This window comes from Micromonospora sp. KLBMP9576, from assembly GCF_050941805.1.
Taxonomy (GTDB): domain Bacteria; phylum Actinomycetota; class Actinomycetes; order Mycobacteriales; family Micromonosporaceae; genus Micromonospora.
The window spans coordinates 2,321,145-2,342,799 of sequence record NZ_CP194567.1 but is presented as its reverse complement, the minus strand read 5'-3'; the positions used below and the strand labels follow the sequence as shown (position 1 = coordinate 2,342,799).

The 21,655-nt window shown below is 73.9% G+C and carries 24 protein-coding genes; 10 read left to right on the top strand and 14 right to left on the bottom strand.

Annotated features, from left to right (window positions below; genetic code table 11):
* The first annotated feature begins 125 nt into the window (after window positions 1-125).
* On the top strand, window positions 126-653 hold the full coding sequence (locus ACQ452_RS10490; protein ID WP_433392673.1) for a hypothetical protein: 528 nt from the start codon (window positions 126-128) through the stop codon (window positions 651-653).
* Window positions 654-689: 36 nt separating this feature from the next.
* Here ACQ452_RS10490 and ACQ452_RS10485 read toward each other — a convergent pair whose 3' ends face one another.
* Window positions 690-1,373 carry a hypothetical protein gene (locus ACQ452_RS10485; RefSeq protein WP_433392671.1) on the bottom strand — a complete coding sequence of 228 codons (684 nt, stop codon included), beginning with the start codon at window positions 1,371-1,373 and terminating at the stop codon, window positions 690-692.
* Window positions 1,374-1,384: 11 nt separating this feature from the next.
* Entirely contained in the window at window positions 1,385-2,272 is an 888-nt protein-coding gene (locus ACQ452_RS10480; protein ID WP_433392669.1) for a hypothetical protein, read from the bottom strand.
* A 441-nt stretch (window positions 2,273-2,713) separates the two neighbouring features.
* On the opposite strand from ACQ452_RS10480, the gene ACQ452_RS10475 reads away from it, so the two are divergent.
* A complete protein-coding gene (locus ACQ452_RS10475; protein ID WP_433392667.1) occupies window positions 2,714-3,148 on the top strand; it encodes an Rv0361 family membrane protein in 435 nt (144 codons plus the stop codon).
* A gap of 339 nt (window positions 3,149-3,487) precedes the next feature.
* On the opposite strand, the gene ACQ452_RS10470 is transcribed toward ACQ452_RS10475, so the two are convergent.
* The gene (locus ACQ452_RS10470) at window positions 3,488-4,567 is read right to left on the bottom strand and encodes a hypothetical protein (protein ID WP_433392666.1); all 1,080 of its coding nucleotides are present in this window, start codon (window positions 4,565-4,567) and stop codon (window positions 3,488-3,490) included.
* Between the two features lie 308 nt (window positions 4,568-4,875).
* A complete protein-coding gene (locus tag ACQ452_RS10465; RefSeq protein ID WP_433392664.1) occupies window positions 4,876-6,402 on the bottom strand; it encodes a serine/threonine-protein kinase in 1,527 nt (508 codons plus the stop codon).
* A 188-nt stretch (window positions 6,403-6,590) separates the two neighbouring features.
* On the opposite strand from ACQ452_RS10465, the gene ACQ452_RS10460 reads away from it, so the two are divergent.
* From ACQ452_RS10460 to ACQ452_RS10450, 3 genes are all read left to right on the top strand, one after another.
* On the top strand, window positions 6,591-7,139 hold the full coding sequence (locus tag ACQ452_RS10460; RefSeq protein ID WP_433392662.1) for a hypothetical protein: 549 nt from the start codon (window positions 6,591-6,593) through the stop codon (window positions 7,137-7,139).
* Between the two features lie 239 nt (window positions 7,140-7,378).
* Window positions 7,379-7,720, top strand: a complete 342-nt coding sequence (locus ACQ452_RS10455; RefSeq protein ID WP_433392660.1) for a PadR family transcriptional regulator — start codon at window positions 7,379-7,381, stop codon at window positions 7,718-7,720.
* Complete coding sequence (locus ACQ452_RS10450; RefSeq protein ID WP_433392658.1) at window positions 7,717-8,667, top strand: permease prefix domain 1-containing protein; 951 nt, start codon at window positions 7,717-7,719, stop codon at window positions 8,665-8,667. The genes ACQ452_RS10455 and ACQ452_RS10450 overlap by 4 nt, the downstream gene beginning before the upstream one ends.
* An 82-nt stretch (window positions 8,668-8,749) precedes the next feature.
* Here the strand turns inward: ACQ452_RS10450 and ACQ452_RS10445 are convergent, their stop codons facing one another.
* Entirely contained in the window at window positions 8,750-8,956 is a 207-nt protein-coding gene (locus ACQ452_RS10445; protein ID WP_433392656.1) for a DUF397 domain-containing protein, read from the bottom strand.
* Complete coding sequence (locus tag ACQ452_RS10440) at window positions 8,947-9,747, bottom strand: helix-turn-helix domain-containing protein (RefSeq protein WP_433392654.1); 801 nt, start codon at window positions 9,745-9,747, stop codon at window positions 8,947-8,949. Before ACQ452_RS10440 ends, ACQ452_RS10445 begins: the two co-directional genes overlap by 10 nt.
* 148 nt (window positions 9,748-9,895) lie before the next feature.
* On the opposite strand from ACQ452_RS10440, the gene ACQ452_RS10435 reads away from it, so the two are divergent.
* The 5 genes from ACQ452_RS10435 (at window position 9,896) to ACQ452_RS10415 (ending at window position 14,345) form a co-directional block, all read left to right on the top strand.
* Window positions 9,896-10,303: a hypothetical protein gene (locus tag ACQ452_RS10435; protein WP_433392652.1), complete on the top strand. Its 408-nt coding sequence runs from the start codon at window positions 9,896-9,898 to the stop codon at window positions 10,301-10,303.
* A 13-nt stretch (window positions 10,304-10,316) separates the two neighbouring features.
* Window positions 10,317-11,597, top strand: coding sequence for a sensor histidine kinase (locus ACQ452_RS10430; protein ID WP_433392650.1), 1,281 nt, complete (start codon window positions 10,317-10,319; stop codon window positions 11,595-11,597).
* Window positions 11,594-12,313, top strand: a complete 720-nt coding sequence (locus ACQ452_RS10425) for a response regulator (RefSeq protein WP_433392648.1) — start codon at window positions 11,594-11,596, stop codon at window positions 12,311-12,313. Before ACQ452_RS10430 ends, ACQ452_RS10425 begins: the two co-directional genes overlap by 4 nt.
* A gap of 80 nt (window positions 12,314-12,393) precedes the next feature.
* Window positions 12,394-13,287: an ABC transporter ATP-binding protein gene (locus ACQ452_RS10420; RefSeq protein ID WP_433392646.1), complete on the top strand. Its 894-nt coding sequence runs from the start codon at window positions 12,394-12,396 to the stop codon at window positions 13,285-13,287.
* Window positions 13,284-14,345, top strand: coding sequence for an ABC transporter permease (locus ACQ452_RS10415; RefSeq protein ID WP_433392645.1), 1,062 nt, complete (start codon window positions 13,284-13,286; stop codon window positions 14,343-14,345). Before ACQ452_RS10420 ends, ACQ452_RS10415 begins: the two co-directional genes overlap by 4 nt.
* A 53-nt stretch (window positions 14,346-14,398) precedes the next feature.
* Here the strand turns inward: ACQ452_RS10415 and ACQ452_RS10410 are convergent, their stop codons facing one another.
* The 8 genes from ACQ452_RS10410 to pgsA all read right to left on the bottom strand — a co-directional run bounded on the left by ACQ452_RS10410 (window position 14,399) and on the right by pgsA (window position 21,506).
* The gene (locus ACQ452_RS10410; RefSeq protein ID WP_433392643.1) at window positions 14,399-15,058 is read right to left on the bottom strand and encodes a DUF402 domain-containing protein; all 660 of its coding nucleotides are present in this window, start codon (window positions 15,056-15,058) and stop codon (window positions 14,399-14,401) included.
* Window positions 15,059-15,242: 184 nt separating this feature from the next.
* Window positions 15,243-15,992, bottom strand: coding sequence for a YebC/PmpR family DNA-binding transcriptional regulator (locus ACQ452_RS10405; RefSeq protein WP_433392641.1), 750 nt, complete (start codon window positions 15,990-15,992; stop codon window positions 15,243-15,245).
* A gap of 288 nt (window positions 15,993-16,280) precedes the next feature.
* Complete coding sequence (pdxT, locus tag ACQ452_RS10400) at window positions 16,281-16,889, bottom strand: pyridoxal 5'-phosphate synthase glutaminase subunit PdxT (RefSeq protein WP_433392640.1); 609 nt, start codon at window positions 16,887-16,889, stop codon at window positions 16,281-16,283.
* A 70-nt stretch (window positions 16,890-16,959) separates the two neighbouring features.
* Window positions 16,960-17,877 carry a pyridoxal 5'-phosphate synthase lyase subunit PdxS gene (pdxS, locus tag ACQ452_RS10395; RefSeq protein ID WP_433392638.1) on the bottom strand — a complete coding sequence of 306 codons (918 nt, stop codon included), beginning with the start codon at window positions 17,875-17,877 and terminating at the stop codon, window positions 16,960-16,962.
* A gap of 343 nt (window positions 17,878-18,220) precedes the next feature.
* A complete protein-coding gene (locus ACQ452_RS10390) occupies window positions 18,221-18,715 on the bottom strand; it encodes a hypothetical protein (protein WP_433392636.1) in 495 nt (164 codons plus the stop codon).
* Window positions 18,716-18,727: 12 nt separating this feature from the next.
* On the bottom strand, window positions 18,728-19,888 hold the full coding sequence (locus ACQ452_RS10385) for a glycosyltransferase family 4 protein (protein WP_433392635.1): 1,161 nt from the start codon (window positions 19,886-19,888) through the stop codon (window positions 18,728-18,730).
* A gap of 3 nt (window positions 19,889-19,891) precedes the next feature.
* Window positions 19,892-20,836: a phosphatidylinositol mannoside acyltransferase gene (locus ACQ452_RS10380; protein WP_433392633.1), complete on the bottom strand. Its 945-nt coding sequence runs from the start codon at window positions 20,834-20,836 to the stop codon at window positions 19,892-19,894.
* A gap of 37 nt (window positions 20,837-20,873) precedes the next feature.
* Window positions 20,874-21,506: a phosphatidylinositol phosphate synthase gene (gene pgsA, locus ACQ452_RS10375; protein WP_433392631.1), complete on the bottom strand. Its 633-nt coding sequence runs from the start codon at window positions 21,504-21,506 to the stop codon at window positions 20,874-20,876.
* Window positions 21,507-21,655: the final 149 nt, after the last annotated feature.

Below are 21,655 nucleotides of genomic sequence, written 5' to 3'. Positions count from 1 at the left end.
CAACCCGCCGTGCTCCGCCCGCCGGGCTCCGGCCGGGCCCGGCCCCGCACGCGCCGCTCCCCGCCCCCGGATCCGCCGCCGCTCGGGCGGGCACCGCACGGCTCGCCGCCGTCGCGGCGGTCGCCGTGAGCGTGGCCCTGCCGCTCGCGGCGTGCGCGGGCGGGGAGACGTCCGTCGCGCCCCTGCCCGTACAGCCGCCGGCGGCGGCCTCCCGCTCCCCCGGCCCGCCGCCCGCCTCCGCACCGCCCGCCTCCGCACCGCCCGCGCGCCCGAGCACGCCCGGCCCGTCGGCGGTCGTGCCGCCGGCCCGACGCCCCCCGCCGGCCGGGGCGCCGACGACCACCGCCGGGCGTACGCCGCCAGCGACCCGGTCGCCGAGCGGGCCGCCCAGCACCTGCCACGGGGCGGTGCGCCACGACGTGGTGCTGGCCGAGACCGAACTGGCGTTGCTGCGCTCGCTCTGCTTCGCCACCGGCGGGGTGTTGCGGATCATCGGAATCGGCCCGGGCGAGGTGGGCGTGGACCGCGAGGAGCTGGTCTCGCGCACCTACGAGGCCGGGGTGGTGGACATCCGGTTCGTCCGTCCCGGCACGGTGGCCGTGCTGATCCCGCAGGGCGGCACGACGCACACCGTCACGGTGGTGGTCCGGTAGGCCCGCGCACGTGGGCCGGCGGTCCCGGCGTACGCGCTAGCGTTCGAGCCGTCGGATGAGCAGCCTGTCCAGCGCCTCGCCGTACGGGGTCGGGTCGATGTCGCCCTCGAACACGATGGCCAGCTCGTCGGCGCCCAACTCCGGGGACACGCAGTAGTTGACCATGCCGCCGTTGGACGCGACCAGCAGCAGCCGCGTCGAGGCGATGTCCTGCTCCTCGTCCCAGTCGGCGAGGCCGTCGGGCTCGCCGGCCTGCTCGGCGATGGTCTGCATGTGCCGCGGGTGCACCGGCCCGAACGCGGTGTGCCCACCGGAGGTGAAGCCGGCGTGGACCTCCCGCAGGAAGACCCGCAGCGGCTCGGGGAAGTGCTGCCAGAACTGCGGCTGCACGAACCCCGCCGGGTCGCGCCCCAGCCAGGACAGCAGGTGGCCGTCGGGGTGCCGGGCCAGATAGAGCAGCGCGGGCTCGCCGTCGGCGAGGCACGGCCGGGCGTCGACGAAGCGGCTCCGCAACCCCGCCGCGAACCGGGGCAGGGCGTCAAGCAGCGCCGGGTTCCACAGGTCGAGAGCCAGCGCGAGGCGGGCCCCGGCATCGGCCGCCGCGGCGATCGGCTGCCACTGCGGTGGCAGTTGCCGCGGCCCGGTCGGGGCCGCCTCGACGGGCGTCAACCGCACGCCCGGCACGGTCTCCGCGATGGCGGCGAGGTCCGGCTGCGACACCACGTGCCCCCTCAAGCCTGGCTGCGAAGCAGCTTGTTGATCGTATCCTGCAACACCTTGACCACATCGTCCTCGAGTTGCATCTGGGTCGTCCGCCATGCCGGGTCCGCACTGCTCATGCCCGCGACGCTGCGGGAGGACTTCGACCAGTTGGACTTGTACGACAGCCATTGCAGGTTCACCCGCGCGTTGACCACCTGGTACATGTTCTGCGGACTCAGCCGCAGGAAACCGGGCAGGTGGATGATCTGGGCCAGCGGGATGATGTGGTCGGGTGAGACCGCCGACAGGCCCCCGGCGTTCCTGCCGACGGTGTATCCGGTCGAGGCCGGGTACGCGAGGTCCCGCGAGCCGATCCCGGGCCGGGGATCACCGCGCAGGGGGACGTTGCGGAACGTCGGCGGACTGAGTTCGCGCAGCACGTCGTAGAGCGGGCGGACGGGTGAGTTGCGGTCGACGCGCCAGGGCTTGCCGCGCGCCGGTGGAGGTGGCGGGCGCCAGCCCGCCGGCACCCGGGCGGCGGCGTCCTTGATGTCCTTCAGGTCCGCGGCCCGGGGCGGGGTCAGCGCGGGCGAGCCGGCCCGCGTGTCCTCGAGCGTCCGCATGGCCTCCAGGCAGGCGTTGAGCCGGGACTTCGCCTGGGCCTGCGCGGCGTTCAGCTGCTGGGCCTCGAGGTTGTAGGCGTTGTAGGCGAGCTGCTGGCGCGGCAGGATGAACGTGTGCGGCCGCGCGTTGTGGGCCTTGATCCTCGCCTGGACCGCCAGCGCGGTGGCGACCTGCTCGGCGCACAGGTTGACCCCGCTCGCGTGCGCGGCGGTGCCGGGCACCGCCAGGAACACGCCGGTGAGGACGAGGACGAGCAGTTGCGCCCATCGACGTCTCGGTGTCGCTCTGACCATCAGCTCGCACCCTCTTCCGACCATCAGCTCGAACCCTCTGTGGTAGATGCGTGACCATGCGTATTCGAATATAGAGGCTTGCCACTACATTGAGGAGCGACGCCGAGCACCGGATGTCACTCGATCGCCGCTGAGTCGCGGCGCCTGCCTGATCGGCCTTGCGCCAAGGGGGGTCGCACGTTGTCAGAAGAGCCAGACCGGCCGATGCCGGCACCGGGCCAGCCGCCGCGCCCCGGCTCCGCCCCGGGCGCACAGCCACCCGGTCAGCCGTCGCCCCTGAGCCAGCCGCCACCGCCGTCACCGGCACCACCGCCACCGCCACCGCCACCGCCACCGCCACCGCTGATTGTCGGTGCGCCGGTCTTCGGAGCGCCCCAGGGCGCGATCGCCCCCGCTTCCGCCGCCGGTCGCCGGCCCCGGAGGATCTGGATCATCGGGGCGGTGGCCGCCGGCCTGCTGATCCTCACCGTCTGCGGCGTCGGCCTCTACGCGGTGGGACGGGTCACCGGCGTCTTGGGCCCGTCCGCCGCCACCGACGAGACCCGGATCCGCAAGCTGGTCGAGGACTTCGCCGTCGCCGTGGACAGCGACGACCAGCCGGGCATCCTCAACCTGCTCTGCGCCGAGGAGGCCGAGGAACTCATGGCGGACGACGACTTCGACCCGTCCCAGGCGCCGCCCGCCGAGGTGCCGTCACCCAGGCCGGTGACGGTGGCCGACATCCGCGTCGACGGCGGCACCGCGAGCGCCACCGTCACCCGCCCGTCGCAGCCGGACGTCACCCTGCACTTCCGCAAGGAGAACGGCGCCTGGAAGGTCTGCGCCCCGGCGGGTGATCCGCCCGGGCCGAGCGCGTCCGCCTCCCCGACCGGCTGACGAGTCCCTGCCCTGAGTGGCGGCGCGGGGCATACGGGTGAGATACCGCCTTTGGTGGTCGGCCGTCGCGTCGTCCTAGCCGCTTCCGGTCGGCCGTCCACCCGCTGAACGCCCCGGGGAGGGTCTTCGGGACCGTACCGTTCGGGCGGGTCCCGCCACGGCGGACCCACCCGCTCAGCACGCAGCAGCGCGACCCTGCCCGGCGCGGCGGGAGGTACGCATCTGCGGCCCGGTCGACTACTGCTCGACCGGGCCGCAGATCCGTTGCTGAAGGGCGGGCCGCAAGCCCAAGCACGTGCTACCCGGCCTTGGGGCCGCTATGGGAGGGGGCGATCCGGGTCAGCCGGCGGTGTAGTAGATCCTGCTCCGGATCGCGCGGTGGTCGGAGTAGTCCCGGTCCTCGCGATCTGTCGTGGTGACCGCTTTGTCGGCGGCGTCGCCCTCGTCGAAAGTGATGGTCCGCCCGGCGTCGGTCCGGGGCAGGGCGCCGCCGGGCAGCTTGGCGAACAGGAAATCGATCCGCCGAAGTCGGTTCTCGCCCGCGATGGTCCAGTTGCGGTCGTAGGTGCAGTTGGTGATGTCGGCGGGGTTCGCCCTGCGGCAGGCGTCGTAGATTGCGTCGCGCCAGCCCAGGGCTCCGCCGCGGTCACCGTTGACCTTGTTGTACCAGGGAGTGAAGACCTTGCCGGCGCTCTGGTCGTGGTTGTTCAGGTCGCCGCCCCAGACACTGAGGTTGGTGGCTCCCAGCGTGGCGGTCTCGGCACCCGACTCGGTGATGTTGTGGTCGATGCACTTGTCGCCCGTCGTCATCGTCGGGAAGTGCACGGTGGAGACGCTGACATGCTTCTTGGCGATCGTGTCGTAGAACCGGATGCCGAGGGCCGCCGAGCGGTCCTTCGTCTCGTTGACGCACTTGGTGCCGTTCCAGTAGTTGGCGCGCCAGCGGGTCTGGTTGACCACCGTGAACCGGCCGGGCCGGTAGATGATGCCGGTCGTCTGCTTCGCCTTCGGCGCGCCGCAGGCCACAGGGTCAACGGTGGGGTTGGCGACGGCGGCGATGCCGCGGAAGCTCCCCTTCAGTTCCTTCTCCATCCGTGCGGCCAGATTGTCGATCTGTTCCTGGCCGCTGATCTGCTGTACCAGGTAGATGTCGGGGCTCAGCGAGTAGGTCTTCATATACATGACCAGGTCGAGCCAGTCACCATGGCATTTGTCGTCCGCCCTTGGCAGGTTCTCCACATTGTTGGCGTAGAACTGGATGAACGCCGGGTTGTTGTTGATCACGCCGTAGTCAACGGCGGCGGCCGGGCCTGCCGGGAACGCCAACTGGCTACCGATCAGGACAACGGCCGAAGCCACCGCCGTTGCGGCCCGCCGGCGCCAGCGAGGTCGTGTCGTTGCGGGTTGTGCTCGTCGCACGCGGATCCTCCTTGTGTCGAGTTCGCTCGCCTGGACTATTGATGGGCGCCATGAAGGAGTCAATACGGCCATCGAAAGTGAGCGCGGAATGTACTCACAATGTTCGGCGGGGCCGGTATCTTTCTTTTCCGGCCCCGCCGTAGCGGCACGGACGGCGATGACAGGCTCAACCGGCGCAGACCCGGGCGAGAAACCGCCACGGGATACGACGAACTCGCGGCCCGCTTCCCGGCCATCCTCGACCTGGTCGAAACCTCGACCGACTACCCGCCGCCCCCGACCACCGCGATCACGATCACGGCCAGAAGCTAGCCCACCCGCACCCCGGCCAGCAGGACGTCGACGAAGTCGGCTCCGCCGTCGGCCGGGGGTGTGACCTGCGCGTAGATCAGGCCGGCCCGCCCGGGTGCGAGCCCGGCGGCCTCGACGATCTCCGGCCGGCCCCGCTCGCAGGTGAACCGGGCCACCACCCAGTCCACGCCGGCCTGCCGGGTGCGGCGTACCGGCGCGGCGGCGCACTCGGCGTGCGGGCGCTCGGCGACGAACCCGACCGGGCCGGTGCGGGCGGCGATGGTGGCCGACAGCCCGACGAACGCGCCCGGCAGGGTCGGGTCGGCCGCCCACCGGCGCGGGTCCGGCGACATCACCAGGGCCGGCTCCAGCCGGCCGTCGGGGCCGTACCGGCCGGCCCAGCCGCTGCCGGCGGCCCGCCATCCGGGCGGCAGCCGCACCGTCAACGGCCCGCTCGTCCAGGTCCCGGCGTCCCGCCGGGCCTGCGGGCCGTCCCCGGCCGTGGCGCCGAGCGCGACGAGGGCCAGCGCACCCAGCGCCAGCACGCCGAGCCGCCGCCGGCCGGCTGCACCCCCGCGCCCGACCCTCAGCCGCGCCGCGGCGGCGGCCGGCGCCGCGGCACCCCGCAGCGGTGACGGTGACGATGGCCGACCGGGCGAGCCGGGCGACGGCTGCCGGCCGGGCGGCGCGGGGGCGGGCCCGTCGGCCGGGGCCACGGCACGCCGCAGCGCCGCGTGGAAGGCGTCGGCGTCCGGGTAGCGGTCGGCGGGCCGGCGCGCGGTGGCCCGGCGCAGGACCGCGTCCACCTCCGGCGGCACCTCCCGTCGCGGCCCGACCGCGTCGGCCCCGACCGCGTCAGTCCCGGCGCGACCGGGCCCGGCACGACCGGTCGCGCTTCCCTGCGCCGCGCCGCCGGCCTGCCACGCGCCGACCAGCCGCAGGCCGAGCCGGCCCAGGCCGTACACGTCGGCGCGGGGGTCGACGACGGCGAGCGGGTCGTCCTGTTCCGGGGCCATGTAGCCGGGGGTGCCGGCCCGGGCGGTGAGGCCGGAGGCGGCGGCGAGCGACTTGGCCAGCCCGAGGTCGGCGATCAGCACCCGCTCGCCGGCCGGGCCGGTGCGGAACAGGACGTTGCCGGGGGTCAGGTCGCGGTGCACCACGCCGTGGCGGTGCAGGACGGCGACGCCCGAGGCGATCTCGGCCAGCAGGTCCAGGGCCTCGGGCACGGGCAGCGGGCCACCCGCCAGGCGCTCGCGCAGGCTGCCGCCGTCGGCCCAGGCCATGACCGAGTACGGGCGCCCGTCGGCCAACTCGCCGGCGGCGTGTACGCGGATCAGCCGCTCGTCGTCGAGCCGGCGCAGCAGGCGGGCCTCGTCGAGGAACCGCTCCCGCACCCGCAGGTCGTGGTGCCAGTTCTCGGCCAGCACCTTGATCGCCACCCGGGAGTCGAGCAGCGGGTCGTGGCCCAGCCAGACCGTGGCGAACGACCCTGTGCCCAGCAGCCGTTCGATCCGGTAGGGCCCGATCCGCTCCGGACTGGTCACACCGCACCACCCCCGACCCCGGCGTCGCGCCTCGACAGTAGACGGCCCGCCGGATCCACCGCAGCCCTCGACGCCGCCGCCGCCGAGCCGGGCCGGTCGGGCGTGCGTCGGGAACCCGACGAACCGATCGGGTCGGCGCGGAGACCAAGAGGACAGGAAACGTCGTACTCCCCGAGGAGGAGATCCACGTGCACCGTCTCTCGTACCGTCTCGTCGCCGCCCTGCTCACGGCCGGGCTCGCGCCGATCACTGTGGCGGCCCCGGCCGCCGCCGCCGTCCCCCGGCCCGCCGCCGAGGTCGAAGTCATCAGCGTCCGGGGCGCCGGGCCGTTCCGGATCGGCACCAGCCTGGCGCGGCTGTCGGCGGCCGGCCTGATCGACTGGGTCGCCCCCGACTGCGACGGCGTGGTCCGCACCGGCGTCACCGGGGCCTGGGCGGGCACGGTCCTGCTGGCCTTCCGCGACGGTCGGCTGGTGGAGGTGGGCACCGCCACCGCGCCGCCCCGTACGCCCGCCGGCGCGACCGTGGGCATGTCCTTCGCGCGGTTGGAGGAGATCTACGGCCCGCGGGGCTCGCTGATCAGCAACGACGCGGGTGACGCCTCGGCGTACCTCGTGCGCGTCGGCGACCGGGTGGAGCTGTTCACCGGCCACCCGATCCGGCCCGGGGCCGGCTACCTCCAGGTCGGGCCGGCGTCCTTCGTCGAACTCGGCTTCCGGCAGGGCCCGTCCTGCTGAGAGACGACACCCGGTGAGGAGATCTTGGTGCGCAGTGGCCCCTCCAGGGGCCGTTCCGCGCCAAGATCTCGAGCCGGCCCAGCCCAGGCCGGCCCAGCCCAGACCGGCTCCGAGCGGCCCGGCCCCACCAGGCCGGACCGCCAGCAGAGACCGCCCGGTCAGGCGCTCGACAATGTTGTCGGCGGCCACGTTGTTATGGGGATGGACAATGGTGTGTGGCGCACAGTATCGTGTGACCCATGGTTAGCGACGAGATCCTGCGAACACACCTCCAGGAGTTGCGCCGGGGCACCGTGGTGGTGGCGAGTCTCGTCGCGCTACGCCGCCCCGGCTACGGCTACGCGCTGCTGCAACGCCTCTCCGAGCACGGCTTTCCGGTCGACGCCAACACGCTCTACCCGCTGCTTCGGCGGCTGGAGGAGCAGGGGCTGCTGACCAGCGAGTGGAACACCGAGGAAAGCCGGCCGCGCAAGTTCTACCGGACCAGCGAGGAGGGCGAGTCAGTGCTGAGCCGGCTCCTCACCGACCTCGCCGCAGTACAGACCTCCCTGACCGGGCTGATCGAAGGAGCCGACCGATGACCACCCTGACCGACCGATACCTCGCCGCCACCCTGCGCTCGGTGCCGGTCGCCCGCCGCGAGGGGATCGACACCGAGCTGCGCGCCTCGATCGAGGACATGGTCGAGGGCCGCACGGCCGGCGGGCAGGACGCCGGCACCGCCGAGCGGGAGGTGCTCACCGAGCTGGGCGACCCGGCACAGCTCGCCGCCCGCTACGCCGACCGCCGGTTGCAGCTCATCGGCCCGACCTACTACCTGGCCTGGGAGCGGCTGCTGAAGCTGCTGCTCAGCTTCGTGCCGGCGACCGTCGGCACGCTGGTCGGTCTGGTCGCCGCGGCCGACGGCGGCACCGTCGGCGCGGGGATCGGCCAGGGCATCAGCGCCGCCATCCAGGTGGCGGTCCAGATCGGCTTCTGGGTCACCCTCGTCTTCGCGATCCTGGAACGCACCAACACCCCCCTGGGCCTGCCCGGGTGGAGCGTCGACCAGCTTCCCGAGGGCCCCGTCGACCGGCAGATCACCCTGTCCGACGTCACCGCCTCGATCGCCTTCCTGGCGCTCTTCGCCATCTACCTGCCGTTCCAGCACTACCGGTCGTTCGTGCCGGCCGACGGTGACGGCAACCTGCCGATCCTCGACCCGGCGCTGTGGAGCTTCTGGCTGCCGTTCCTGATCGCGGTCCTGGTGGCCACGATCGGCCTGGAGATCGCCAAGTACCGGGCCGGGCGCTGGACCTGGCCGCTGGTCGCGGTGAACGCGCTGCTCGACCTGGCCTTCGCGGTGCCGGTCGTCTGGCTGATGTCGACCGACCGGCTGCTCAACCCGGACTTCGTGGCCCGCTTCGAGTGGCTCGGCGAGGGCGACAACCTGAAGTCCATCACGACTGTCGTGGTCGTCGGCACCGCGCTGGTGACGCTCTGGGACATCATCGAGAGCGCCGTGAAGACCCGCCGCCACAGCGCCTGACCTGCACCGACGGCCCGGCACGCCACCGCGTGCCGGGCCGTCGCACGGCTCAGGGGCGCGGCGCGCCGGTCGTGGCCGCCGGCTAGCCGCCGGGGCGCAGCGCCCCGGCGGTGGCCGCGGCGAGGAAGCCGTTCCAGGCCGCGGGGCCGAAGGCCAGCACCGCTCCCCCACGATCCTTGCTGTCGCGTACGCCCACCACGTCGGCCAGGTTGGTCGCCACCTCCACGCAGGTGGACCCACCATTGTCGCTGCGGGTGGACTTGCGCCACACCGCGCCGGTCAGTTCCATGACTCCGCCACCTCCGCGACGAGCTCCCGGGACGCCCGGCGGGGCAGTGCCTCGCCCCGCAGGTTCTCCCACCTGCGTTGAAGGCTATCAACGTCTTCCGAGCGGTCGCTCACGTGCGCGCGCAGCGGGGTGTCCACGTGCGCCACCTCCCCGCCCTCCGGGGTGCGGGCCAGGATGAACGCGCCGGCCAGCCCGGCGTGCATGCCGGCGTCGGCGGGCACCACGTGCAGGTCGACGTGCGGCGACGCGGTGACCGCGAGCAGGTGGGCGAACTGCCCGGCCATCACCCGCCGGTCGCCGAGCTGCCGGCGCAGCACCAGCTCGTCGACGACGAAGACCACCTCGGGCGGGCTCTCCCGGGTCAGCACCGCCTGCCGCGCCAGCCGCGAGGTCACCCGCTGCTCGATCTCCGTCTCGCGCAGCATGCCGCCGCCCGCGAGCACCGCCCGCGCGTACGCCTCGGTCTGGAGCAGGCCGGGGATCAGGGACGGCTCGAACCAGCGGATCAGCGTCGCCTCCGCCTCCACCGAGATCCACTCCCGGAGCCAGGGCGGCGCGGCCTCGGCCCGGACGAGGGTCAGCAGCCGCTCGAAGAAACCGCCGGACTCCAGCGCGGCGTCGACCCGGCCGACGAAGTCCTGCGACGGGGTGCGGCGGCCGATCTCCACCATCCCGACCAGCGACGACGAGTAGTTGATCCGCTGGGACAGCTCCTCCTGGCTCAGCCCCCGGTCCCGCCGCGCCCGGCGCAGCTCGCCGCCGAGGAACTCCAGCGTCGACAGCTCACCCATCACACCTCCACCACAGCCCGGCCGGTCGCCGCCACCGCCCGCCACCCGCACCGCCCCGACCCCACCGCCGGCCGGTGGCCCGCCGACGCCTTCCGACGGTAGTCGGCCGGGCAGCAGAGTGTGAACAGGCGCGACGGAGGAGATCGAGATGGGCACACATTCGGATTCCGTACCCCCGCGGGTGCGGCGGCACGTCGCCGCGCGGCCGGCCTGGCGCTGCCGGATCTGCGCGGCCCCCTGGCCCTGCCAGCCGGCGAAGCTGGCGCTGCGCGTCGAGTACGCGCACGACCCGGTCGGGCTGTCGGTCTACCTCTGCGTGCTGCTGCACGAGGCCGCCGCCGACTGGCTGCGGCTGCGCCCCCGCCCGCCGGACCCGGCGGAGCTGTTCGCCCGCTTCGTCGGCTGGGCCCGGCCGGCCGAGGCCGCCGCCGCGCGCGGGCGGATCGACCGGCTGCTCGACCGGACGCACGCGAGCACGCCCGGCACCCGCACCCGCCGGCGGGCCGGGCCGCCCCCTCCGGGCCGGGCTCCCGACCGGCGCCGACCGGCGGGATGACATCCTCACCAGGGTGAACATCGCGACGGACGACGACTGGCGGCGGCCGGGGCCCACCGGCCGGCAACGCCAGCTCGACGTCTACACCGGGCTGGCCGCGACCGCCCTGGCGCTGTTCAGCCTGACGCTGGCCCGCAGCACCGGGGCGTTCCTGCTCGGGCCGCCGCCGTCCGGGCCGGAGCAGGTCTTCTGGACCGTCGCGGTGACCCTGCCGCTGATGTGGCGACGCCGGCACCCCGCCACCGTCACGCTTGTGGTGTCGGTGGCGTTCGTCGCCGCCCAGACCCGCTCCGCCCCCGAGACCCAGCTCTCCTCGTGGGCGCTCTTCGCCGCCCTGTACACGCTGGGCGCGTGGGGCCGGGACCGGCGGCTGTCCCGGCGGCTGCGCCTCGGCGTCATCGCCGTCATGTTCCTGTGGCTCGGGGTCTACTACGTGATCACCTACGCCAGCATCCCGGCCGAGGCGTTCGCCCACGCGGTCGGGCCGGTGCATCCCACGCTCGCCGCGATGGTCAACGGTGTGCTGGTCAACATCCTGTACTTCGGTTTCGCGTACTTCTTCGGGGAGACCGCGTGGCTGGCGGTGCGCCGCCAGCACGAACTGTCCGCCCAGGCCGAGGAGCTGCGCCGCTCGCAGGCCGAGGTCCGCGAGCACGCGGTGGTGGGCGAGCGGGTCCGCATCGCCCGCGAGCTGCACGACGTGGTCGCCCACCACGTGTCGGTGATGGGGGTGCAGGCGTCGGCGGCCCGCCGCGTCCTCGACAAGGACCCGGTCAAGGCCCGCGCGGCGCTGAGCGCGATCGAGGAGACCGCCCGCAGCGCCGTCGACGAGCTGCGCCGGATGCTCGGCCTGCTGCGCGCCCCCGCCGGCGGGCCGGACCGCGCGGACCAGCCCGACCCGGCCGGCGTCGACCAGATCACGGCCGTGCTCGACCGGGCCCGCAACGCGGGCCTGCGGGCCACCCTGGGGGTGTACGGGGACCCGACGCCGCTGCCGGACTCGGTCTCGCAGGCCGCGTACCGGGTGGTCCAGGAGGCCGTGACGAACACGCTCAGGCACGCCGACGGCGCGACCGCGCTCGACGTGCGGATCCGCTACCTGGCCCACGACATGGAGGTCGAAGTGACCGATGACGGACGGGCCACCCGCCCACCGAACACCGACGGGCTCGGTCTGGTCGGCATGCGGGAGCGGGTCGCCACCCACGACGGCGCGCTGGAGGTGGGCCCGCGGGCTGGTGGCGGCTGGCGGGTGCGGGCCCGGTTCCCGCTGCCGGCGGGGCGGCCGGCGTGAGCGCCGGGCACGAGGCGCCCGGGGCCGGCCGGCCGATCCGGGTGCTGCTCGCCGACGACCAGCACCTCGTCCGCGCCGGCTTCCGGGTCATCCTCGAGGTGGAGGACGACATCGAGGTCGTCGGGGAGGCCGCCGACGGGGAACGAGCCGCCAGCATGGCCCGGGCGCTGCGCCCCGACGTGGTGCTGATGGACGTGGAGATGCCCGGTACGGACGGGCTGGAGGCCACCCGGCGGATCACCGCCGAGCGGGACGGGCCGGGCGGGCCGGCCGTGCTGATCCTCACCACGTTCGACCGCGACGACTACCTGTTCGCCGCGCTGCGCGCCGGGGCCAGCGGCTTCCTGCTCAAGAACGGCACCCCGGAGTCCCTGATCGAGGCCATCCGGGTGCTGGCCCGCGGCGACGGCCTGCTCGCCCCCGAACTCACCCGGCGGGTCATCGCCACCTTCGCCCGCCCCGGCGATCCCGCCACGGGCGGCGGCCCGGGCACCACCCCCGAGGAGGCGCTGCGGGACCTCACGCCCCGCGAGCGGGAGGTCCTGGTCCTGGTCGCGGGCGGCGCCAGCAACGCCGAGATCGCCGCCGAGCTGCACCTGGGCGAGGCGACGGTGAAGACGCACGTCAGCCGGGTGCTCGCCAAGCTGGGCCTGCGCGACCGGGTGCAGGCGGTGGTGTTCGCGTACGAGCAGGGCGTCGTGCGCCCGGGCGGTTGAGCGCCCTCCACCGCGAGGGGGACGGCGTGCTCGCCCTCGGGGCGGACGGCGGGCGGCGGCCGACGATCTAGCGTGAATCCGTGACCAATGTGCTCCGCCTCGACGGCGTCGACCGCAGCTTCGGCGACCGTCAGGTGCTCGACAACGTGTCCTTCGACGTGGTGGCCGGCCGGATGACCGGCTTCGTGGGCGGCAACGGCGCCGGCAAGACCACCACCATGCGCATCATCCTCGGGGTGCTCACCCCGGACGCCGGCGAGGTCACCTGGCAGGGTGCGCCGCTGACCCGCGAGGCCCGCCAGAGCTTCGGCTACATGCCCGAGGAGCGCGGCCTCTACCCGAAGATGAGCCCCCGGGAACAGGTGGCCTACCTGGGCCGGCTGCACGGGATGACCGCCGCCGCCGCGCGCCGCAACACCGACGCCCTGCTGGAGCGGGTCGGGCTCGCCGAGCGCGGCGACGACCTGCTGGAGACGCTGTCGCTGGGCAACCAGCAGCGCGCGCAGATCGCCGCCGCCCTCGTGCACGACCCCGAGGTGCTGGTGCTCGACGAGCCGTTCTCCGGGCTCGACCCGATGGCCGTGGACACGGTCGTGGCGGTCCTGCGGGAACGGGCCGCCACGGGCGCTCCGGTGCTCTTCTCCAGCCATCAGCTCGACGTCGTCGAGCGGCTCTGCGACGACCTCGTCATCATCAGCGGCGGTGTGATCCGGGCCGCCGGCAGTCGCGACGAGCTACGCGCCACCTACACGGTGCCCCGCTACGAGCTGGTGGTGCAGGCCGACGCCGGCTGGCTGCGGGACCAGCCGGGGGTGACCCTGGTCGACCTGGACGGCGCCCGCGCCGTGTTCGACCTCGCGCCCGGCACGGACGAGCAGCCGGTGCTGCACGCCGCGCTGGCGCGCGGCCCGGTCCGCACGTTCCGCCCGGTCAGCCCGTCGCTCACCGAGATCTTCCGAGAGGTCGCCCAGTGAACACCGTCCAGGCCACCCGGCTCGTCGCCGCCCGGCAGATCCGGGTCACCCTGCGCGACCGGACCTTCCTGTTCAGCACCCTGTTCTTCCTGCTGATCGCCGCCGCCGCGACCATCCTGCCGCCGATGCTCGCCGGCGGCCCGTCCAGCGTGGCGGTCACCGAGGCGGCGGCCGGCCCGCTGCGCGCGGCGGGGCTACAGGTGCGTACGGTCCCCGACGACCGCGCCGCCGAGCAGGCCGTACGCGACGGCGACGCCGACGCCGCGGTGGTCGCCGGCCCGACGGTGCTGGCCATGGACGAGGCCCCCGACGACGTGGTGACGGCGTTGAGCACGCAGCCCGCGCTGCGGCTGCTGGACCCCGACGCGGTGGACCCGGTGCTGGCGTTCCTGGTGCCGTTCGTCTTCGCGTTCGTCTTCTTCATCACGTCGCAGACCTTCGGTCTGCAGATCGCGCAGAGCGTCGTCGAGGAGAAGCAGACCCGGATCGTGGAGATCCTGGTGGCCGCGGTGCCGGTGCGGGCGCTGCTCGCCGGCAAGATCATCGCCGGTACGGCGCTGGCCTTCGGGCAGATCGCCCTGATCGCCCTCGTCGCCGTGGTCGGCATGCAGTTCGGCGACAGCGGCGGGCTGGTCTCGCTGCTGGGCCCGGCGATCGGCTGGTTCCTGCCGTTCTTCCTGATCGGCTTCGTGCTGATCGCGGCCATGTGGGCGGCGGCCGGGGCGCTGGTCAACCGCCAGGAGGACATCGCGGCCGTCTCGACGCCCGTGCAGCTCGCGGTCATGCTGCCGTTCTTCGCGGTGGTCTTCCTCAACGACAACGCCACGGCCATGAAGGTGCTGTCCTACGTGCCCTTCTCCTCGCCGACGGCGATGCCGCTGCGACTGTTCAACGGGGACGCGGCCGGCTGGGAGCCGCTGGTGTCGCTGGCCCTGCTGCTGGTCGCCACCGCCGCGTTCGTGCTCGCCGGGGCCCGCGTGTACGAGGGCTCACTGCTGCGTACCAACGGCCGCACCTCGGTCCGGGCGGCGTGGCGCTCACGCGAGACGGCGGGCTGACCGACGTCGCGCCCGGCCCGCGCCACGCGTGCCGGGCGCCGTCGCCCGGGCGCTCAGCGGGCCGGCGGGACGCTGTCCCAGCCGGGCGGCAGAGCCGGCACCGGCCAGGCCGGATCCGGGTGCCAGGCCGCCCAGGACGCGTCCCACCAGCGCTCCCCGGCGTCGAGCAGGGCGGCGATCCGGTCGCCCTCGGCCCGGATGGCGTCGGCCATCCCCGGATAGCGCCCCTCCGCCAGGCGCTGGGCCAACAGCTCCACGTCCTTGAATACGTAGCGGTCGTCGTCGACGCCCCACCAGAGGTCCAGCTCGTGGTCGAGGGTGTCCACCCCGATCGGCGTACGCCGCACCGGCTCCTGGAGGTTGAAGTACCACCCGGCGAAGGAGCGCCGCGGCCCGGTCCAGAAGACGTCCACGGAGTGCGCCTCGCCCGGGCGGTGCAGCATCAGCTTGCCGTGCCCCGTCCACGCCCGGTGCCCGGCGACCTGCCACGGGTGCCGCCCGCAGGGGAAGCTGCCGGTCTCGGGGAAGCCGAACTCCGCACCCGGCGGCAGGTAGAGCACCAGCAGGTCCGGTGAGTCCTCGACGCAGATCGTCGGGTAGCCGAACCACACCTCGTCGCGCAGGATCTCGCGCCGGACGACCACCTCGCCGGGCGCGAACCGACGGCCCCCGCCCGCCCCGCCGCATCGCCCGACCCCGACCGGAGGACCCATTCCCGCAGCCTAGCGGGCGCGCCGCGGCCTGCCCGCCGTCTCCGTCGAGATCGGTCACGTGTCGCACCGGGTGCGCCGCGTCCCTACGATGTGGACCGGCGCGACCGGATCCCTCGATCCGGCCACGGTTGCCGGTTCCCCGCCCGCCGCGTTCGGCGACGGGGAACCGGGCGGCAGCCGTCGGTCAGCCGACGGCTTCCATGACCTCGTCGCTGACGTCGAAGTTCGCGAAGACGTTCTGCACGTCGTCGCAGTCCTCCAGGACGTCGATCAGCTTGAAGATCTTGCGGGCGCCGTCCTCGTCGAGGGGGACGTTCATGCTCGGGATCAGCGACGACTCGGCCGACTCGTACTCGATGCCGGCGTCCTGCAGGGCGGTGCGGACCGCGACCAGGTCGGTCGGCTCGGAGACCACCTCGAACGCCTCGCCCAGGTCGTTGACCTCCTCGGCGCCGGCGTCGAGGACCGCCATCATCACGTCGTCCTCGTTGGTGCCGGCCTTGGGGACGATCACGACGCCCTTACGGGAGAACATGTACGACACCGAACCCGCGTCGGCGAGCGAGCCGCCGTTACGGGTCAGCGCGGTGCGCACCTCGGTCGCCGCGCGGTTGCGGTTGTCGGTGAGACACTCGATCAGCATCGCCACGCCGTTGGGGCCGTAGCCCTCGTACATGATGGTCTGCCAGTCGGCGCCGCCGGCCTCCAGGCCGGAGCCGCGCTTGACGGCACGGTCGATGTTGTCGTTGGGGACCGAGTTCTTCTTCGCCTTCTGGATGGCGTCGTAGAGCGTCGGGTTGCCGGACGGGTCGCCACCGCCGGTCCGCGCGGCGACCTCGACGTTCTTGATCAGCTTGGCGAACATCTTGCCGCGCTTGGCGTCGATGACCGCCTTCTTGTGCTTGGTCGTCGCCCACTTTGAGTGGCCGGACATCTGCTACCTCCGTTGCTACCCGCCGTCTGCATCGACCGACCACGCACGCCCCGCTCCCGCCGGCGCACTCGGTGGTGCCGGTCAGCCCTGCGGGAAGCCGTGACGGGCAGCTGGCCCCGCCGAATCTCGGCAATCCTACCGACGACCGGCGGATCGCCGTGCACCGCGCCGCGCGCGGCCGTCCCGTCCCGTCCGGCCGGAGCGGGACGGGCGGGCCGGGACGGGGACAGGACCCCGGCCGCTCAGCGGGCGACGTCGTGGCCGCCCAGCGGGCGACGTCGTGGCCGCTCAGCGGGCGGTGCGGACCAGCTCCACGAAGTACGCGTGCACCCGCGCGTCGCCGGTCAGCTCCGGGTGGAACGAGGTGGCCAGCAGGTTGCCCTGGCGCACCGCCACGACCCGGCCGGCGGCCGGGCCCTCGGTCACCGTGCCGAGCACCTCGACGCCGTCGCCGACCCGCTCGACCCACGGCGCCCGGATGAACACCGCGTGCAGCGGCCCGCCCTCGACGCCGGTGATCCCCACCGGCGCCTCGAACGAATCGACCTGCCGGCCGAACGCGTTGCGCCGCACCGTCATCTCGATGCCGGCGAAGCCGCGCTGGTCGGGGCGGCCGTCGAGGACGTCCGTGGCCAGCATGATCATGCCGGCGCAGGAGCCGTAGACCGGCATCCCGCCGGCGATGCGCTTGTCGATCGGCTCGCGCAGCTCGAAGATGTCGGCGAGCTTGCTGATCGTGGTGGACTCGCCGCCGGGGATGACCAGGCCGTCGACCGCGTCCAGCTCCTGGGGGCGGCGTACCGGGCGGGCGTCCGCGCCGGCCGCCGCGAGCGCGGCGACGTGCTCGCGCACGTCGCCCTGGAGGGCGAGCACGCCGATCACGGGTGCGTCGCTCATGTCGCCGTTCCTCTCGTCGACCTGCCGCGTGGGCCCCTCCGCCAGCCGAGGCGTGCGGAGGGGCGCTTCCTCACCAGCCGCGCTCGGCCAGGCGGTGCGGCTGGGGGATGTCGTCGACGTTGATGCCGACCATGGCCTCGCCCAGGCCCCGGGAGACCTTCGCCAGCACGTCCGGGTCGTCGTGGAAGGTGGTGGCCTTCACGATCGCGGCGGCACGCTGCTCCGGGTTGCCCGACTTGAAGATGCCGGAACCGACGAAGACGCCCTCGGCGCCGAGCTGCATCATCATCGCGGCGTCGGCCGGGGTGGCGATGCCACCGGCGGTGAACAGCACCACCGGCAGCTTGCCGCTCTCGGCGACCTCCTTGACCAGCTCGTACGGCGCCTGGAGCTCCTTGGCGGCCACGTACAGCTCGTCGGTGGGCAGCGAGGAGAGCCGGCGGATCTCCTGGCGGATCTTGCGCATGTGGGTGGTGGCGTTGGAGACGTCACCGGTGCCGGCCTCGCCCTTGGAGCGGATCATGGCCGCGCCCTCGGTGATCCGGCGCAGGGCCTCGCCGAGGTTGGTCGCCCCGCAGACGAAGGGGACGGTGAAGGCCCACTTGTCGATGTGGTTGGCGTAGTCGGCGGGGGTCAGCACCTCGGACTCGTCGACGTAGTCGACGCCGAGCGACTGGAGGATGCGGGCCTCCACGAAGTGGCCGATGCGGGCCTTGGCCATGACCGGGATGGAGACGGTGTTGATGATGCTGTCGATCATGTCCGGGTCGCTCATCCGCGACACGCCGCCCTGGGCGCGGATGTCGGCGGGCACCCGCTCGAGCGCCATCACGGCGACGGCGCCGGCGTCCTCGGCGATCTTGGCCTGCTCGGCGTTGACCACGTCCATGATCACACCGCCCTTGAGCATCTCAGCCATGCCGCGCTTGACGCGGGCGGTGCCGGTGACGGGGCTGGTGCTGGCGTTCGGGGCAGTGGTGTCGGGCACAGGTCATCGCTCCTCGGACGTGCTCAGGGGGTGGCTACCGGAATGCTACGACGGTCCCAACGCCGAGCCGACAGCCAATCAGACCCATGGTGGCCTGCACTGTGGCAGTCGTCACCGCCCGCCGCCCTGTCCCCCGCCCGCCTCGGCCGCACGGGCGCGACGCCCGTCCCGCAACGGGACGGCTCCGGTGATCAGGACCCCATGGACCGCAAAGCGGCCGGATGACGTCCATGGGGTCCTGATCACGACGCGCCCGGCTCGTGGTCGCGCTGGGCTCGTGGTCGCGCTCGGCTCGTGGTCGCGCTCGGCTCGTGGTCGCGGCCAGCTCGTGGTTGCGCGCCGGTCAGCCGGTCGGGACGTCGGCCGGGACCGCGAGGGTGGGGTCGTCGATGTCGAAGTAGCGCGGCCACGGGCGACGGCGTCCCATCCGCAACAGGCGCACCAGCGGGCGGCCACGCGCCGCCCGGGCGTCCCGGACCAGGTCCGTGTGCACCTGCCGGGCCAGGGCGAGCCGCCGGCTGGCGGCGATCACCGCCTCGCAGTCCGGATCCGCCGCGTCCAGCTCCACCACCCGCAGTTGCCGGGTCAGGTCGTTCTCGGCGGCCTCCCGCTCGTCCGGCTCGGCGTCCAACGCGATGCGCGCCGCCGCGTACAACTCGACGCCGTAGCGGCGCTCGGCCAGGACCGCGGCGGCCGCCGCCCGGCGCAGCAGGTGGGCCTCCAGGGCGCGGGCCGCCAGCTCCGCGCGGGCGTGCAACCGGCCGACCCGTCCGGCGGTCCAGACGAGGTACGCCGCGACCAGCCCGACGACCAGGGCCGCGAGCACCACCCACCACATGCGCGACATCGTCTAGTCCAGCCCCACCCATTCGGTGTCCATGACCCGCCCGTCGGTGGCCTCGATCGCCGCCGCATACACCTCCAGCACCCGGCGGGCGACCACCGGCCAGTCGAAACCGGCCACCACCTGGTCACCACAGGCCGTCAGCGCCGCCCGGCCGGCGGGATCGTCGAGCAGCCCGGCCAGGGCGGTCCGCAGCGCCGCCGCATCCCCGGTCGGGAAGAGCCGGCCGGCCCGGCCGCCGTCGAGCACCCGGCGGAACGCGTCGAGGTCGCTGGCGACGACCGTCGTGCCCGCCGCGAGCGCCTCGGTGAGGATCATGCCGAACGACTCGCCCCCGGTGTTCGGCGCCACGTAGAGGTGCACGCTGCGCAGCATCCGCGCCTTGTCCTCCTCGCTGACCAGCCCGAGGAAGGTCACCTGGTCACGCAGGTCGGCCGGGAAGCGCCCGAACAGGTCATCCGCGTCGCCGGGGCCCGCCACCAGCAGCCGCAGGCCGGGACGCTGCCGGGCCAGCTCCACGAAGGCGTCACGCAGGATCGGGAAGCCCTTGCGGGCCTCCGTGAACCGGCCGAGGAAACCGATCGCACCGCCCGCGCCCGGCGCGCACTCCCCCGGCCAGTGCGGCAGGGGCCGCGCGTGGGTGAACTTGGCGACGGCCACCCCGTTGGGGATCTCCACCGCGCCGCCGTCCATGTGCTCGACCTGCACCTTGCGCGCCAGCGCGCTGACCGCGATCCGGGCGGTGATCCGCTCCAGCACGATCTGCAACACCCCCTGCGCGGCGGCCAGCGCCCGCGACCGGGTCATCGCCGTGTGGAAGGTCGCCACCACCGGGCCCCGCGCGGAGAGCACGGCCAGCAACGACAGGCTCAGCGTCAGCGGCTCGTGCACGTGCAGCACGTCGAACTCGCCCCGGATGATCCACCGCCGCACCCGCGCCGTGGAGACCGGACCGAAGGCGATGCGGGCCACCGAGCCGTTGTACGGCAGCGGCAGGGCCCGCCCCGCCGGCACCACGTACGGCGGCAGCGGCGAGTCCTCGTCGGCCGGGGCGAGCACGCTCACCTCGTGCCCCAGCCCGAGCAGCGCCTCGGCGAGGTCCATGACGTGGTTCTGCACCCCACCGGGCACGTCGAAGGAGTACGGGCACACGATGCCGATGCGCACGCCTCAACGCCTCTCGTCGGAGATCCCGGCAGCCGGGGAGGGCGGGGCCGCGCCACCGCCCGTGCCGTGCTGGTCCAGCCACATCCGCTGCAACATGTGCCAGTCTTCCGGATGCCGGGCGATGCCCGCCGCCAGACCGTCGGCGATCCGCTGGGTCAGCGACCTGACCCGCTGGTCGAGCGGGCCCTCCTCGGGGCCGGGCAGCGGCAGGGGCCCCTCGAGCGACGCGCACGCCGCGTCCGGTTCGTACCACATCGAGGCGACGTAGAGGGGTGCTCCCGTGCGCAGCGCGAGCAGGGCCGGGCCGGGGGGCATCCGGGTGCGGTGGCCGAAGAAGTCGACCTCCACGCCCCGCGCGGAGAGGTCGCGGTCGGCGAGCAGCGGCACCACGGTGCCGGCCCGGACCCGGTCGACGAGCACGTCGAACGCGTTGCGCTCACCGCCGTGGGTGGGCAGGATCTCCATGCCCAGGCTCCGGCGAAAGGCGAGGAACCGCTGGTAGACGCCCTCGGGTCGGAGCCGCTCGGCGACTGTGGTGATCGGCCAGCCGGTCGCCGCGACCCACGCCCCGGCGGCGTCCCAGTTGCCCGCATGCGGCAGCGCCACCACCGCGCCCCGGCCGGCGGCCACGTCGGCGGCGAGCTTCTCCTCGCCGTCGAGCCGGAAGCCGGCCAGGATCTGCGGGCGGCTGAGCGCCGGCAGCCGGAACGCCTCCAGCCAGTACCGGGCGTACGAGCGCAGGCCCCGGCGGACCAGCTCGTCCAGCTCGGCCTCCGGCAGGTCGGGGCCGACCACCCGGCGCAGGTTCGCGCGCAGTCGGGCCGTACCCTCGCCGCCGCGGCGGTGGGCGCGGTCGGCGCCCACCCGGAACGCCGCGGCGGTCACGGGCCGGGGCAGCGCGCGGATCACGCGCCACCCGGCGACGTAGCCGAGCTCGGTGAGGTTCACCGGCGCCGGCTCCCCGGCCGACCGGTGGGTGTCGCGCTCACCCCTGCCCGCCCGGGGTGTGCACCCGCTGGGCCTGGCGGTACACGTGGGCCATCCGCTGGCCGACCGTGAAGATCGACACGGCGGCGAGCAGCCAGAGTGCGATCTCCAACGCCGGATCGACGCCGAAGCCGGTGAGCATCCCGCCGACGCCGACGATGAGCAGCCGCTCGGTGCGCTCGGCGATGCCCACGTTGCAGGTCATGCCGAGCCCCTCGGCGCGGGCCTTGACGTAGGAGACCAGCCCGCCGGCGGCCAGGCAGAGCAGCGCGGCGGCCACACCCGAATAGTTGTGCTGGGTGGCCAGCCAGTATGCCACCGCGCCGAACACCGCGCTGTCGGCGACCCGGTCCATGCTCGAATCGAGGAACGCACCGAACTTCGTGGCGCCGCCGCTCATCCGGGCCATCGTCCCGTCGAGCAGGTCCGTGAGCGCGAAGAAGGTGACTATCAGGGCCCCGGCGACCAGATGACCGCGGGCACCGAAGCCGAGTGCGCCGACGAGCACCCCGAGGGTGCCCGCCACGGTGACCGCGTTGGGAGTTACGCCCGCTCGAAGCAGGCGGCGTGCGACCGGCTCGACGACACGGGTCATCCCCGCGCGGGCCGACACTTGGAAGATCTTCGCCATGGCGGTCCCCACGATAACGGTCCGCGTAGCCGCGGCGGCACGGCCGGTCAGGCGGCGCGCGGGCGAAGTCTTGTGCCGGCCCCCGGAGCGGGTGTGAGATCGGGCCAGCGACGTGAGCCAGCTCACCCGTCCGCCCGTTGACTACCCGC

Bases quoted from the DNA above. Each gene is read 5' to 3' on its own strand.
- ACQ452_RS10480 (WP_433392669.1), bottom strand. From the start codon at position 2,272: ATGGTCAGAGCGACACCGAGACGTCGATGGGCGCAACTGCTCGTCCTC.
- ACQ452_RS10455 (WP_433392660.1), top strand. From the start codon at position 7,379: ATGGTTAGCGACGAGATCCTGCGAACACACCTCCAGGAGTTGCGCCGG.
- ACQ452_RS10450 (WP_433392658.1), top strand. From the start codon at position 7,717: ATGACCACCCTGACCGACCGATACCTCGCCGCCACCCTGCGCTCGGTG.
- ACQ452_RS10445 (WP_433392656.1), bottom strand. From the start codon at position 8,956: ATGGAACTGACCGGCGCGGTGTGGCGCAAGTCCACCCGCAGCGACAAT.
- ACQ452_RS10440 (WP_433392654.1), bottom strand. From the start codon at position 9,747: ATGGGTGAGCTGTCGACGCTGGAGTTCCTCGGCGGCGAGCTGCGCCGG.
- ACQ452_RS10435 (WP_433392652.1), top strand. From the start codon at position 9,896: ATGGGCACACATTCGGATTCCGTACCCCCGCGGGTGCGGCGGCACGTC.
- ACQ452_RS10410 (WP_433392643.1), bottom strand. From the start codon at position 15,058: ATGGGTCCTCCGGTCGGGGTCGGGCGATGCGGCGGGGCGGGCGGGGGC.
- ACQ452_RS10405 (WP_433392641.1), bottom strand. From the start codon at position 15,992: ATGTCCGGCCACTCAAAGTGGGCGACGACCAAGCACAAGAAGGCGGTC.
- pdxT (WP_433392640.1), bottom strand. From the start codon at position 16,889: ATGAGCGACGCACCCGTGATCGGCGTGCTCGCCCTCCAGGGCGACGTG.
- ACQ452_RS10390 (WP_433392636.1), bottom strand. From the start codon at position 18,715: ATGTGGTGGGTGGTGCTCGCGGCCCTGGTCGTCGGGCTGGTCGCGGCG.
- pgsA (WP_433392631.1), bottom strand. From the start codon at position 21,506: ATGGCGAAGATCTTCCAAGTGTCGGCCCGCGCGGGGATGACCCGTGTC.